Genomic DNA, 13,213 nt, shown 5'->3' with positions numbered 1-13,213 from the left:
TCGCGGTTCACTTCTGTGACCGCGGAAGTCTGTCGGTCGCGGCTGACAGCGGCGCCATACGTGCGCCGCGCCCCCGATGTCGCCGCGTGCGGCTGTAGCCGTGCGGGATCCTGCCAGGACCGGCGGCAACGCAGTCGATGCGTCTGTCGCGCGGTTTGCACCCGGTGTGGACGGGTGCGGACCTGGCAGACATTGTGTCACAGAAGCCGGGGAAAGCCCAGGAGAGCCGCTGTGCCACGGCGATTCGTGCAGGACGTCGGCACGGTGAGGGCGCGCGCAGGGCCGGCGACGGCCGTGTCGCCCCCGTGCTCCGATTACTGTGGACACGTGCGCGCGGACGCCCGCGCGCCCGCACCAGTTCCGTCCCAGCGACCGTGATCTTGCTGGGACGGCGCACCTTGGTAGGACCATCGTCCCGTACTAGGACCATGGTCCCCCCGGTAGTTTCTGACGCATCTACCCAAGGAGGTCCCCGGCATGGAGGCGCTTGACCTCGCCCGATGGCAGTTCGGCATCACCACCGTCTATCACTTCGTCCTGGTCCCGCTCACGATCGGCCTGTCGATCCTCGTCGCGATCATGCAGACCGCATGGGTGCGGACGGGCAAGGAGAAGTGGCTCCGCCTGACGAAGTTCTACGGCAAGCTCCTGCTCATCAACTTCGCGCTCGGCGTCGCCACCGGCATCGTGCAGGAGTTCCAGTTCGGCATGAACTGGTCCAACTACTCGCGCTTCGTCGGCGACATCTTCGGTGCGCCGCTCGCGATGGAGGCGCTGCTCGCATTCTTCCTCGAGTCCACGTTCCTGGGCCTGTGGATCTTCGGCTGGGACAAGCTTCCCCAGAAGATCCACCTGCTCACCGTGTGGCTGTTCGCCATCGGCTCCACGTTGTCCGCCTACTTCATCATCGCGGCCAACTCGTGGATGCAGCACCCGGTCGGCGCTGACTACAACCCGGAGACCGGGCGCGCGGAGATGAACTCCATCGGCGCAGTGCTCACCAACCCGACGACGCTCGCAGCGTTCCCACACGTGATCGCCACGGCGTTCCTGGTCGCAGGAACCTTCGTCGCGGGAATCGCCGTGTACTGGATGGTCCGCAAGCACCGCGAGGACGCGGCGCACACGGACCTTCCCATGTACCGTACCGCCGCGCGCTTCGGCGCCCTGGTGATGCTGCTCGCGGGCGCCGCGGTGATCTACACGGGCGACACGCAGGGAAAGCTGCTCGCCGAGCAGCAACCGATCAAGATGGCAGCCGCCGAGGGCCTGATGGACACGACGACGAGCGCCCCGTTCTCGCTCCTCGCGATCGGCAACCTCGCCGGCGACGACCCTTCATCGGTGACGCACCTCATCGAGATCCCAGGCTTCACGTCGTTCCTGTTCACAGGTGACTGGAACGCCGAGATCCGCGGCATCAACCAGCTCCAGGAGGAGTACGCCGATCGCTACGGCGCCACGGACGCGGCCGGCAACGAGATCCAGTACCGTCCGAACCTCCTCGTCACCTACTGGTCGTTCCGCCTCATGATCGGTCTCGCGGCCTTCTCCGCGGCCCTCGCGCTCACCATCCTGTGGTTCACCCGCAAGGGCAGCATCACCACGAAGCCCTGGATGAAGGCGCTTGCGCTGATCTCGCTCCCGATGCCGTACCTGGCCGCGAGCTTCGGCTGGATCTTCACCGAGATGGGTCGTCAGCCGTTCGTCGTCGCGCCGAATCCCGACGGCGTCGACATGGTGATGCTCCTCACCCAGTCCGGCTACTCGCCGAACGTGTCCGCAGGCGAGGTGGCCTTCTCGCTGGTGGTGTTCACGATCGTCTACGCCATCCTCGGAGTCTTCTGGTTCCGACTCATCCAGCGTTACGCCGTCGAGGGCGCGCCGCAGGTCGAGCAGCCCACCGTCGACGAGGACGGCTCGCGACCGCTGTCCTTCGCGTACTAAGGAGTCCCCCATGGATCTCGCACTGATCTGGTTCGTACTCATCGCGGTCCTGTGGACCGGATACCTCGTGCTCGAGGGCTTCGACTTCGGCGTGGGCATGCTCATGGGGCTGCTCGCGAAGAACAACAAAGAACGACGCCTCGCGCTCAACACGATCGGCCCCGTGTGGGACGGCAACGAGGTGTGGCTGCTGACCGCCGGCGGCGCGACATTCGCGGCGTTCCCCGAGTGGTACGCCACCCTGTTCTCCGGCTTCTATCTGCCTCTGCTGCTGATCCTGCTTTCGCTCATCGTGCGCGCCGTAGCGATCGAGTACCGCGGCAAGATCAACGACGAGAAGTGGCGTCAGCGCTGGGACTGGGCGATCATCGGCTCCGCATGGGTGCCGTCGATCCTCTGGGGCGTGGCGTTCGCGAACCTCGTCCGAGGTGTTCCGATCGCGGAGTCGAACGGCCACCTCGAGTACGTCGGGAACTTCTTCGACCTGCTCAGCCCGTTCGCGCTGCTCGGCGGACTCGTCACGCTGTCGCTGTTCCTCTCGCACGGCGCGATCTTCCTCGCGCTCAAGACGTCGGGCGACTTCTCGAAGCGCGCAGGCGACTTCGCCAAGAAGATCTCCGTGGCCGCGCTCGCGCTCGCCGCAGTGTGGGCCATCTGGACCCAGCTCGCCTACTCGGTCGCCTGGACCTGGGCAGCCGTCCTCGTCGCCGCGCTCGGGCTCGTCGCGGTGGTGTGGTTCGCGCGTGTCGAGAGCTTCGGCAAGGCGTTCATCGCCAACGCCGTCGTGATCGTCGGGGCCGTCGTGCTGATCTTCGGCTCGATGTACCCCGACGTGATGCCCTCCTCGATCGACCCCGCATACTCCCTGACCGTCGACAACGCATCGTCGACCGACTACACGCTCACGGTCATGACCTGGGTGGCCGTGATCATGACGCCGATCGTGCTGGCCTACCAGGCATGGTCCTACTGGGTGTTCCGGCGCCGCATCAGCACAGACCACATCCCGGAGCACAGCGAGCTCACCTTCCTGAAGAAGTAGCCCGTCTCGATGCGACCTCTCGATCCGCGCCTGGTCGTGCGGATCGGCCCGGCCCGCCGTTACATCCTGGTGACGGCGGGCCTGGGCCTTCTCACGGCCCTGGCGCTCGCCGTCCAAGCGCTCCTGATCGCCCGGATGCTCGCACCTCACCTGTCGCCCTCCGCCCTCACCGGCGACGGACTCGGCTGGCTCGGAGAACTGGTGCCCACGTCGACGCGCGCGCTGTCGACCGGACTGCCGATCCTTGCGTGCGTCGTCGTGCTCCGCACGGTCGCCACCTGGCTTCAGGAACGGCTCGCGCACCGCGCGGGCGCGCGCGTCATCTCCGAGCTCCGCCAGCAGGTCGTCGCCCACGCCGCCGGCATGGGCCCGCGGTGGATCGCCTCAGGGCGGGGCGCCGAGGTGACGACCGTGGTCACCCGCGGGCTCGATGACCTGCTGCCCTACTTCGTGCGGTACCTCCCACAGCTGGCGCTCGCCGCCACCCTCACCCCGCTCCTGCTCATCATGGTCCTCGGGCTCGACTGGCTCTCCGCCGCGATCATCACCGCGACGCTTCCGCTCATCCCGGTGTTCATGGTGCTCGTCGGGCTGGTCACGCGTGACCGGTCGGCCACTCACCTGGAGGCGATGCAGCGCCTCAGCACTCGGACCCTCGACCTCATCGCAGGAGTGCCCACGCTCAAGGGCCTCGGTCGGGAGCACGGACCCGCCGCGCGAGTCCGAGAGCTGGGAGAGGCTCACCGCAAGGCGACCATGGGATCGCTTCGCGTCGCCTTCCTCTCAGGCATGGTCCTCGAACTGCTGACCACGCTGTCGGTCGCCATCGTCGCCGTGACGATGGGCTACCGCCTGATCGACGGAGGGATCGGGATCGAGACGGCGCTCGCCGTGCTGATCCTCACCCCTGAGGTGTACCTCCCGCTCCGTAACGTCGGCACCCATTTCCACGCCTCCGCAGACGGGCTCGCCGCCGCCGACGCCGCGTTCGACATCCTCGACGAGCCGAGCCCGACGCTCTCAGGCGACGCCCCAGCGCCCGACGTCAGCGGGCGCTCCCTCGTCGCACGCGGGCTCGCAGTCGACACTCCCGACGGCACGCGAGAGGCGCCCAGCGGCGTCGAGCTGTGGATCTCACCCGCATCGCTCACGGCCATCGTCGGCCCCAACGGCTCGGGCAAGTCCACGCTGCTGCTCGCGTTGGCAGGGCTGCTGCCTCCCACCCGCGGCGCCTTGAGCATCGAGGCTCCTGACGACTCGCCAGGAGCGAGCCGTTCCGTCGCGGCCGTCCGCATCGCGAGCGACGGTCGGGTCCATGTGGACTCCACCGCATGGGCGGCTCAGATCGCCTGGGTCCCGCAGCGCCCCGACATCGGCCCGACCGGCCGGAGGATGTCGCTCGGACAGCGGCAGCAGCTCGCGCTCGAGCGCGCATTCGACTCAGGTCGCCCGCTCGTGCTGCTCGATGAGCCGACCGCCCATCTTGACCCGCGCTCACGTCAGGTCGTCATCGACAGGATGCGCCAGCTCGCGAGGTCCGGCGCCGCCTTGGTCGTCGCGACCCACGAGCCTGACGTCATCGCCGCCGCTGACACCGTCGTCACCCTGATCTCGCGCCACCGCATGGAGGCCGACGCATGACTGCACGGACTCGCCCGCAGCCCGGACCCGCATCGGCCCGACCCGAGGCCTCCCTCAGCTCGGCGGCCGCACTGCGAGAGGCCCTGCGCGACACCGGGGTCCGCGCCTGGCCCGTGATCCGCGCGGTGCTCGCGGGCACCATGGCACTCGGATCCGCGGTCGGGCTCTCGGCCGTCGCGGCGTGGATGATCGCCAGAGCGGCGCAGATGCCGTCCGCCGCCGACCTGGCGCTCGCCGCCGTGATCGTCCGCTTCTTCGGCATCTCGCGCGGAGTCTTCCGCTACCTCGAACGTCTTGCGAGCCACGACACCGCGCTACGTGGCATGGTCGAGCTGCGCGAGCGCACCTACGAGCACCTCGCCGCGGCCGGCGCGGGAAGAGTGCTCACGCTGCGTCGCGGCGACATCATCGCCCGCATCGGTACAGATCTGGACGCCGTCGGCGACGCTGTGGTGCGCGCCCTCATTCCCACAGGCGTCGCGATCACCGTGAGCCTGATCTCCGTCGCTGTCGTCGGGTTGATCATCCCAGTCGCCGGAGTCGTCCTTGCCGCATGCCTGCTCATCGCGGGCCTCGGCTCCGCGGCGCTCACCGCCCGGCAGGCCCGGATCGCGGCCGAGGCCGGTGTCGTCGCGCACGCGGAGGTCAGCTCCGCATCGCTCGCCGCGATCGAGTCGGCCACCGAGCACCGCATGTGGGGCACGACGGCCGCGTCGCTCACCGCCGTCGAGAGCGCGAACCACGACGCAGAAGCAGCCCTCGAGGCCGAGTCGAAGCCCGGTGCGGCGGCTGCCGCGCTCCTCACGCTCAGCCAGGGCGTCGCCGTGATCGGCGGCGTCTGGCTCGCCGTGCACGCCATTGGCAACGGCGCGGTGTCGGGGCCCTGGGGGACGGTCGTCGCGCTGCTCCCGCTGGCCGCGTTCGAAGCGGTCGGCGCCATCCCGGCGGCTGTCCTGCAGCTCCACCGCTCCCGCGCCGCAGCGCTGCGCCTCCGAGAGCTGTCAGCGCCGCTCGCCGACGGCGCATTCGCGGACTCCGCCGCCGTCGATCCGGAACCCGCCGCAGCAGCGAGCACCGTCGCTGAGCTGCGTCTCGACGAGCTCTCGGTCGCCTGGCCCGGGATGACTCCGACGCGTCCGCTCACCGAGCGGCTCGTCCCCGGACAGACGCTCGCGATCGTGGGCCCCTCAGGCATCGGCAAGTCGACGATCCTGCTGGCTATCGCCGGCGCGCTGCGACCGCATCGCGGCACGGTGCTCGTCGACGGAGAGCCTGCAGGCCCTGCCGACACCGGCCGCCGCATCGCGCTCACGGCCGAGGACGCCCACATCTTCGAGACGACGGTCCTCGAGAACCTGCGGGTCGCGCGCGGCGACGTCACCGAGGACGAGGCACTCGAAGCGCTCACCACGGTGGGCCTCCGCGCATGGATCGATACGCTGCCGCGCGGGATCGACACGATGCTGGGCTCCGGCGGGCACACAGTCTCCGGCGGCGAGCGACGACGCCTCCTGCTTGCACGCGCGCTGTTGCACCCCGCGCCCGTCGTCCTCATCGACGAGCCCGCGGAACATCTTGATGACGAGGGACAGGACGCGCTGCGCGCGGTGGTCATGTCGATGACCGCTCGGCAACGTATCGTGGTGCTCGTCACGCATCACGAGTCCCCGCTTGGCTACGCGGAGAGGCAGGTGGACCTGCGTGAGTGAGGAGAGACTGCCGGTGTCCGACGCGCTTGCCAACGCCATCGTAGGAATGAACCGGCTGGACCTCAACGACGTCCTCGACCGGTTCCTGGACGCTGCCACCGAGCACACCGGTGCGAAGATGGCTGCGATCAACATCCTGGACGACGACGGCATCTCCGTGGAGTTCCACTACAACGGGATCCCTACCGGCGTGATGGCGCACATCGGTCGCGCCCCCAATGCGGTGGGAACCCTTGCGCAGATCCCGCGGGAGGGATGCCTCGTCATCGAGGAGCTCACGAAGCATCCCGCCTTCCGTGGCCTCCCTCCCGGTCACCCGCCGATGGGTTCCTTCCTCGGAGCGGCCCTCGTGGTGCGCGATGAGCTCTTCGGGTACCTGTATCTGGCGAGCAAGGAGGGCGGCTTCACCGAGCGTGACCAGCAGATCGTCCTCGCGCTCGCAGCCGCCGCCTCCTCCGCGATCGACAACGCACAGCTCTACGAGCGTGCTCTCCTCCGCGAGAAGTGGCTCACCGCATCCCAGGACATCACCACCCAACTGCTCGCCGACCCCGGCGACGAGGAAGCCTTCGAGCGGATCGTCCAGGCCGCCTCGGAGCTCGCGGGAGCGACCTCGGCGGCGCTCGTGCTGCCTGGCGTCGGTGAGGAATGGGTGATGGAGTTCACCCTGGGCAACCGCTCCGATGAGCTGCTCGGCCAGGTGCTCCCCGAGGACGGGCATGCGCTCACCGTCATCCGGTCCGGCGAAGGCGTGGTCGCCTCCGAGCCGCCAGGCGGCACCGTGCTCCCCGCGGTCCGTGCCTTCGGCCCCACCCTGTACGCTCCCCTGCATTCCGAGGGACGGACCTCGGGCCTGCTCATGCTGTGGCGTGAACCCGGCATGGCGGCGTTCGGACAGAACGATCTGTCGACCGCGCAGCGCTTTGCGAGCCAGGCGGCAATGGCGCTGTCCTTCGCGGAGCTCGCCCATGTGAAGAACGTGTCGCACATGCTCGAGGAACGCGAACGGATCGCGGACGACCTTCACGACTTCGTCTCTCAGGAGCTGTTCGCCACCGCCATCCAGCTCGAGACCATCGCCGCGAATGTGCCCGCCGAGTTCCGCCCGCGCCTTCTGTCCACGCTCGACCACGTGAAGCGCGCGCAGCGCGAGGTGCGCTCCGTCATGGGCACCCTGTCAGGCGAGCGCACGTCGGAACCGCTCTCGGAGCGCCTTCGCCGCGAGTTCGTGCTCGCGCAGGACTCGCTGGGCTTCACGCCTCGCGTGGACGTCTCATGGGAGGACGTAGCCACGGCGGCCGCAGCCGATCCGACGCTCTCGGACGACGCCGTCGCCGTGGTCCGCGAGCTGCTGTCGAACGTCGCGCGTCACGCGCAGGCGACAGCGGTGACCGTGTCGCTTTCCGCTCCCCCGGGACGCTTCATCATCACCATCACGGATGACGGCCTGGGACCGGCCGGCGCGACGAAGCGCCATTCAGGGACATCGAACCTTGCCAACCGTGCGATCCGACGGCAAGGTACGTTCACGCTGGCTCCCGTGCGACCCGGAGCACCCCGACCCGGTACGGCTGCCGAGTGGAACGTCGAGGCGTGAACGCTCGCTAGCCGCGGAACGACTGCGCGCGTCGCGCGGTCGCCCACGCGACGACCTGCGTGCGGCGCTGGAGACCCATCTTGGCGAGGACGCTCGTCACGTGGTTCTTGACGGTCTTCTCGGCGATTCCGAGCTCCGTGGCGATCTCACGGTTCGCCAGTCCCTGCCCCACGAGCGTGAGCACGCGGCGCTCCATGGGAGTCAGACGCGACAGCATGTCGTCCTCGTGCACGTCGATATGCTGGCCGTGCTCGCGACCCGTGGCGGCGTCCTTCACCGCCTGCAGAACCTCCGCGCTGCTCGCGGTCTTCGCGAGGAAGACATCGGCGCCCGCGGAGCGTGCCGCAGCCTTCGCGTCGTCGTCGTCGTAGCTCGTCAGCACGACCACGCGGGTGTCCGGCAACTTCTCACGCACATGGTGGATGACGTCGAGCCCCGTGCCGTCAGGAAGCCGCAGGTCGGACAGGATCACCTGCGGACGCACGGCATCCGCACGGCGCGTCGCCTGCGCCACCGAGGATGCCTCTGCGACGACGGTGATGCCGTCGGCCCGGTCGAGGATGTCGCAGATTCCGCGGCGCACGACCTCGTGGTCGTCGAGGACGAGGACAGTGATGTCGGACATGGGTCGATGCTATCGCTTGAACGAGCGGATTCCCGGCTTGGGCGCCCAGCGTCGTTGACACGTCGCGCACCAATGGGTGGCGCGACCCCCCACGATCGCCCTCCGCAGAGCGCGTCCGCACCGCCTGCACGGCTCCCCCGCGCGGCCGTAGGCCCCAAGCGAGCGATCGAAGTATCCGGACTCCCCGTTCACGTTCACGTACAGCGCGTCGAAGCTCGTGCCACCTTGCGCGAGGGCCGCCGTCATGACCGACCTCACGGAACCGAGGAGTGTCCGCGCCTGGGGTGCCGTCACGGTGTGCGCGGGCCGCTCAGGGTGGATCCGCGCATGCCAGAGCGCCTCGTCCGCATAGATGTTCCCTACTCCGCTCACCACCGTCTGATCCAGAAGCACCTGCTTGATGCCGCGAGTCCCACGGCGGAGCGCCCGCCCCGCAGCCGCGACATCGACGCGTGGGTCCAGCGCGTCCCGCGCGATATGCGCTGCTGTGACCGGCAGCGCGGGCAGATCCGAACCGAAGCCGCCTGGTCCGCCGTCCGGCGTGGGCACGAGCGCCTCCACATGCAGGTAGCCGAACGTGCGCTGGTCGAGGAAGTCGAGAGTCAGCGGTACGCCGTCGTATTTCAGGAGGCTCAGGCGCGCCCGGCAGTGGGGATGCGGAGGCGGAGCGGCATCCCAAGGAGCCTCGTGCACCCGGAACTGCCCGGACATTCCGAGGTGCGCGCTCAGCGCGACCTCGGGGACCGCGTGCGCCCCGGGCTCGGTCAGAGGCAGCCACAGGAACTTTCCGCGACGCACGACCGCGGAGATCCTGGTGCCCGTCACCTGCGCACCGAACTCGGGTGCCCCGCCCGGGAGCAGCCGCACGCAGCTGTCACGGCGAATGTCGACTTCCGCGATCGTGCAGCGTGAGACGAGGGACTCCAGCCCGCCGCGGACGGTCTCGACCTCTGGCAGCTCAGGCATGGGCAGGAGCGGGGTGCGTGGTAGCGGGAGACAGCGGGATGCTCAGGAGACGTCGGACGTGATCGCGTCCGCCTTCAACGAGGACTCGAACGTCGCGAGCGACGCGTACGCAGCCGCGGCGGCCTCCTGCTCGGCGTGCTTCTTCGCACTGCCCGTGCCCTGCCCGCGGACCGTTCCATCGACGACAGCGCGGGCCGTGAACACGCGGGCGTGATCGGGGCCCTCGCCGTCGACGTCGTAGACGGGGGCCGCGAGCCCCAGCTCCGCGCAGCGTTCCTGAAGAGACGTCTTCCAGTCGAGGGCGGCACCGGACCGTGCTGCGGCCGCCAAGGACGGCCCGACCAGCCGCAGCACCACGTCCCGCGACACCTCGATGCCATGGGTCAGGTAGACGGCGCCCAGGATCGCCTCGAACGCATCGCAGAGGATCGAGTCCTTGTCGGAGCCTCCCGTCGCCGTCTCACCCTTGCCCAGCAGGATGCACGGACCGAGCTCGATCTCGCGCGCCACGATCGCGAGCGACTTCTGGGAGACGCAGGCGGCTCGCATCTTGGCGAGCTCACCCTCCGGCAGGTCGGGGTGCGCGTGATACAGGTGGTCGGTCACGACGATGCCGAGCACGGAGTCGCCGAGGAACTCCAGTCGCTCGTTGGTCGGAAGACCGCCCGCCTCATACGCGAAGGAGCGATGGGTGAGGGCGAGCACCAGCAGGTCGGGGTCGATGGACACGCCGATCCGCCGGACCAGCGCGTCAGCCGCGGCCTGGCCCGGGATGCTCACCTGCTCACCTCGCAGCGCGTGGGTGACGCGCCTTACGCCTCGTGCTCGGTGCGAAGCGCCTCAGCGTACTGACGCCCGTTGTACGCACCGCAGGACGGGCACGCCACGTGGGACAGCTTGGGAGACTTGCACGACGGGCACGCGACGGTGGCAGCAGCAGTGGTCTTCCACTGGGAGCGGCGTGCACGCGTGTTGCTGCGCGACATCTTGCGCTTGGGAACAGCCACGGCTAACTCTCTTTCTTCTGGGCCGGCTCGTCGACGTCCAACGTCTGCAGAGCCGACCACCTGGGATCGATCTTCTCATGCGTGTGATCCGGGTCGTCCGCGAGCCGCGCGCCACACTGGTCGCACAGCCCCGGGCAGTCCGGTTCGCACAGCGGGGTGAACGGCAGCTGTTCAGCCACCGCGTCCCGCACGACTTCCTCGAGCTCGAGGGTCTCCCCATCGAACTCGTAGACGTCCTCCGGCTCCTCCTCCTCGTCCTCGCGCTCGACGCCGGGGAGCTCGAAGAGGCCCTGGATCGGGGCCGCGACCGTCAGCCGCACCTCGTCCAAGCACCTCCCGCACTCGCCCACCGCCTCGGCAGTGACGGTTCCGGAGACCCAGATTCCATCCTGCACGGACTCGAGGCTCAGTTCGAGCCTCACCTCCGCACCTTCAGGCACGCCGATCATGTCGGTGCCGAGGACCGCGGGGGCCGGGAACGTCTCCGAGACGAATCGCTGCGTCCCAGGGCGACCGATGATGTCCCGTGCAGGGATGTCGTACGGCGAGCCCGGTCGGCGCTTGGTGTGCGACACGCGCGCCTCCCGATCAGTTCCAGTCCTCAAGGACCTCGGCCACGCCAGACGGCGGACCAGCGCAAGAGTCTACGCGAAGTTGCCGCCTGCACTCAACCCGGAACCGGGCGAACGCCGTCACGCACCGGCGGAGGCGCGTTCCGATACGGCGCGATGGGACTCAGACGTCGCGGCCCAGCGCCCGCAGCACCGCGCTCTCAACGCCCCGAGGCACGTAGGCGGTGATGTCCCCTCCATGCCTCGCCACATCACGTACCAGGGACGACGCGATGTGACTCAGAGCATTGTCCCCTGTGAGGAAGACTGTCTCGATTCCCGTGATGGACCGGTTCATCAGCGCCATCGGCCGCTCGACATCATAGTCGGCCCCGCCGCGCAGCCCCTTGACGATCGCATTCGCGCCGACGCTCTCGCAGAACTCCACGAGGAGGCCATCGGTGGTGGCGACCTCGATGCCGTCGAGATGCGCTGTCGCCTCGCGAGCGAGCTCGAGCCTGGTCTGCGCATCGAGCAGCGGCGACTTGGTCGAGTTGTGCGCGACCGCGATGATGACCCGCTCGAAGATGGTTCGAGCGCGCAACGCGACGTCCACGTGTCCGAGCGTGATGGGGTCGAAGCTCCCAGGGAAGACAGCGATCGTCATGCGTCCACGCTACCGGTCCGCTCGCCGGGCGCGCGGGTCGCCTCGGCGTAATGGACGGCGGTCTCGCCGTAGGCCTTCGCACCGGTGGCGGTCAGCCCTGTGGGCCACGGCGCATCGCCCGCGCGTGCGGCCCACTCGAGCACCACCGTGCCGTCGGGCGCCACACGCGGCGCGAGCGCCTCCAGCACCCCCGCAAGATCTGCCCGAGCGATGTCATAGGGCGGATCGAGCAGCACCAGATCCCACCTCTCCTGGGACCGGGTCAGGAATGGCAGCACCCTCTCCTTGACCACTCGTGCACGAGCCTGAAGCCGCAGCTCCGCCACGTTCGACTGCGCCACTCGAGCGGCGGTCGCCGCAGCCTCGACGAGGACCGCGTCGGCAGCGCCCCTGCTCAACGCCTCGAAGGCGAGCGCGCCCGATCCGGCGAAGAGATCGAGGACGCGTGCGCCCCGCAGCGCTCCGGCATGCTCCAACCGCGAGAACACCGCCTCGCGGACCCTGTCGGTCGTGGGGCGGGTGCCCTTCGGAGGTACGGCGACACGGCGTCCGCCGAGCTCGCCAGCGATGATGCGGGTCATGCGGCCACGCTACCGGTCGCCTGCGCGCGGGGAACATCCTGCGGGCGCCGCGCGCTGACGAGGACGACGCTCCCGTCGTCACGGCGCGGAGGAGAGGACACGGATGACCGACGATTCACCGACCGACCCGATCGACGAGCAGGCACCGACCACGCTTCCGCTGCCCACCACGGGACCAGCGCTCGGATCCGCGCAGGACGGAGACCCGACCGTGGTGCTGCCCGCGGAGGCGATCGCCGCGGCCCTCGCCGGCGACGCGGCCGGCTCCGCCCCGCCATCGGTCCAGCCGGTCGGCGCACACGGCGCGTCGGACGCGGCGCCCGCGGCCACGGATCCTCGTCGGCGCCCGCCTCTCGTGACGCTCGCCATCGCAGGCGCGATCATCATCGTGGTCGGCGTTCTGCTCGGCGCCGCAGCGCTCCTGGGGCGCGGTGCCGCTCCGGTCGCCGCGTCCACGACGAGCCCGTCGAACGCGGCGAGCCCCTGGTCCACTGCGAGCCCGCTCGCCGTCGCCAGCCCGGCCGAGACTCCCAGCCCGACGATGACCTCGTCGGCCGTCGTCGGCACCGACGGCACGCCGGGCGCCGACGGCGCATGCGCGGCCGAGATCCGCAAGGACAGGGCCAAGGACGGCCGCTTCGAGCTCGAGGTGCGGGTCAAGGCCCGCGCGGGCGGCGTGACGACCTGGACCGTGCGCATCGGCATCGGCGACGCGACCGCGACGGACGTCACGGGCGGGTCCCTCACGGATCAAGCGGACGGCGTGGTCACCGTCGCCAGCGAGGAGGGCGCGAAGCCGATCGCCTCGGGCAAGACCGTCACGTTCACGGTGACAGGCACCGGAGAGCCGAGCGGGCTGGACATCGCCTGCACGTCCTGA

The 13,213-nt window shown here is 69.4% G+C and carries 13 protein-coding genes; 6 read left to right on the top strand and 7 right to left on the bottom strand.

All coding sequences use genetic code 11. From position 1 onward, the window contains the following. Window positions 1–477 precede the first annotated feature (477 nt). The 5 genes from RN607_RS04540 to RN607_RS04520 are packed head-to-tail and all read left to right on the top strand — an operon-like array spanning window position 478 to window position 7,936. Window positions 478–1,947, top strand: coding sequence for a cytochrome ubiquinol oxidase subunit I (locus RN607_RS04540; protein WP_313500317.1), 1,470 nt, complete (start codon window positions 478–480; stop codon window positions 1,945–1,947). 10 nt (window positions 1,948–1,957) lie between these two features. Further along, complete coding sequence (gene cydB, locus RN607_RS04535; RefSeq protein WP_313544644.1) at window positions 1,958–2,989, top strand: cytochrome d ubiquinol oxidase subunit II; 1,032 nt, start codon at window positions 1,958–1,960, stop codon at window positions 2,987–2,989. A gap of 9 nt (window positions 2,990–2,998) precedes the next feature. Next, window positions 2,999–4,630, top strand: a complete 1,632-nt coding sequence (locus RN607_RS04530) for an ABC transporter ATP-binding protein/permease (RefSeq protein ID WP_313544642.1) — start codon at window positions 2,999–3,001, stop codon at window positions 4,628–4,630. Beyond that, a complete protein-coding gene (gene cydC, locus RN607_RS04525; protein ID WP_313544640.1) occupies window positions 4,627–6,339 on the top strand; it encodes a thiol reductant ABC exporter subunit CydC in 1,713 nt (570 codons plus the stop codon). Before RN607_RS04530 ends, cydC begins: the two co-directional genes overlap by 4 nt. Continuing rightward, entirely contained in the window at window positions 6,332–7,936 is a 1,605-nt protein-coding gene (locus RN607_RS04520) for a GAF domain-containing sensor histidine kinase (RefSeq protein WP_313544638.1), read from the top strand. Before cydC ends, RN607_RS04520 begins: the two co-directional genes overlap by 8 nt. A gap of 7 nt (window positions 7,937–7,943) precedes the next feature. On the opposite strand, the gene RN607_RS04515 is transcribed toward RN607_RS04520, so the two are convergent. The 7 genes from RN607_RS04515 to rsmD form a co-directional block, all read right to left on the bottom strand. After that, window positions 7,944–8,561 (bottom strand): response regulator, encoded by a 618-nt coding sequence (locus RN607_RS04515; protein WP_313500307.1) that lies wholly within the window; start codon window positions 8,559–8,561, stop codon window positions 7,944–7,946. Window positions 8,562–8,570: 9 nt separating this feature from the next. Continuing rightward, entirely contained in the window at window positions 8,571–9,527 is a 957-nt protein-coding gene (gene mutM, locus RN607_RS04510; protein ID WP_313544636.1) for a bifunctional DNA-formamidopyrimidine glycosylase/DNA-(apurinic or apyrimidinic site) lyase, read from the bottom strand. 42 nt (window positions 9,528–9,569) lie between these two features. After that, window positions 9,570–10,307, bottom strand: coding sequence for a ribonuclease III (gene rnc / locus RN607_RS04505; protein ID WP_313500304.1), 738 nt, complete (start codon window positions 10,305–10,307; stop codon window positions 9,570–9,572). Between the two features lie 32 nt (window positions 10,308–10,339). After that, window positions 10,340–10,534: a 50S ribosomal protein L32 gene (gene rpmF / locus RN607_RS04500; RefSeq protein WP_313500302.1), complete on the bottom strand. Its 195-nt coding sequence runs from the start codon at window positions 10,532–10,534 to the stop codon at window positions 10,340–10,342. A gap of 2 nt (window positions 10,535–10,536) precedes the next feature. Continuing rightward, window positions 10,537–11,109, bottom strand: coding sequence for a YceD family protein (locus RN607_RS04495; RefSeq protein WP_313544634.1), 573 nt, complete (start codon window positions 11,107–11,109; stop codon window positions 10,537–10,539). A gap of 160 nt (window positions 11,110–11,269) precedes the next feature. Further along, window positions 11,270–11,752: a pantetheine-phosphate adenylyltransferase gene (gene coaD, locus RN607_RS04490; protein ID WP_313500298.1), complete on the bottom strand. Its 483-nt coding sequence runs from the start codon at window positions 11,750–11,752 to the stop codon at window positions 11,270–11,272. Further along, the gene (gene rsmD / locus RN607_RS04485) at window positions 11,749–12,333 is read right to left on the bottom strand and encodes a 16S rRNA (guanine(966)-N(2))-methyltransferase RsmD (protein ID WP_313500297.1); all 585 of its coding nucleotides are present in this window, start codon (window positions 12,331–12,333) and stop codon (window positions 11,749–11,751) included. The genes coaD and rsmD overlap by 4 nt, the downstream gene beginning before the upstream one ends. 103 nt (window positions 12,334–12,436) lie before the next feature. Here rsmD and RN607_RS04480 point away from each other — a divergent pair, with 103 nt between their 5' ends. Next, window positions 12,437–13,213: a hypothetical protein gene (locus tag RN607_RS04480; protein WP_313544632.1), complete on the top strand. Its 777-nt coding sequence runs from the start codon at window positions 12,437–12,439 to the stop codon at window positions 13,211–13,213.

The organism is Demequina capsici (genome assembly GCF_032102965.1).
In the GTDB taxonomy this organism is placed as follows: domain Bacteria; phylum Actinomycetota; class Actinomycetes; order Actinomycetales; family Demequinaceae; genus Demequina; species Demequina capsici.
This window is presented reverse-complemented; position numbering and strand designations above follow the sequence as displayed.

Coding starts and splice junctions, on each gene's coding strand:
- RN607_RS04480 (WP_313544632.1), top strand. CDS start 12,437: ATGACCGACGATTCACCGACCGACCCGATCGACGAGCAGGCACCGACC.
- rsmD (WP_313500297.1), bottom strand. CDS start 12,333: ATGACCCGCATCATCGCTGGCGAGCTCGGCGGACGCCGTGTCGCCGTA.
- cydB (WP_313544644.1), top strand. CDS start 1,958: ATGGATCTCGCACTGATCTGGTTCGTACTCATCGCGGTCCTGTGGACC.
- mutM (WP_313544636.1), bottom strand. CDS start 9,527: ATGCCTGAGCTGCCAGAGGTCGAGACCGTCCGCGGCGGGCTGGAGTCC.
- RN607_RS04530 (WP_313544642.1), top strand. CDS start 2,999: ATGCGACCTCTCGATCCGCGCCTGGTCGTGCGGATCGGCCCGGCCCGC.
- coaD (WP_313500298.1), bottom strand. CDS start 11,752: ATGACGATCGCTGTCTTCCCTGGGAGCTTCGACCCCATCACGCTCGGA.
- RN607_RS04515 (WP_313500307.1), bottom strand. CDS start 8,561: ATGTCCGACATCACTGTCCTCGTCCTCGACGACCACGAGGTCGTGCGC.
- RN607_RS04540 (WP_313500317.1), top strand. CDS start 478: ATGGAGGCGCTTGACCTCGCCCGATGGCAGTTCGGCATCACCACCGTC.
- cydC (WP_313544640.1), top strand. CDS start 4,627: ATGACTGCACGGACTCGCCCGCAGCCCGGACCCGCATCGGCCCGACCC.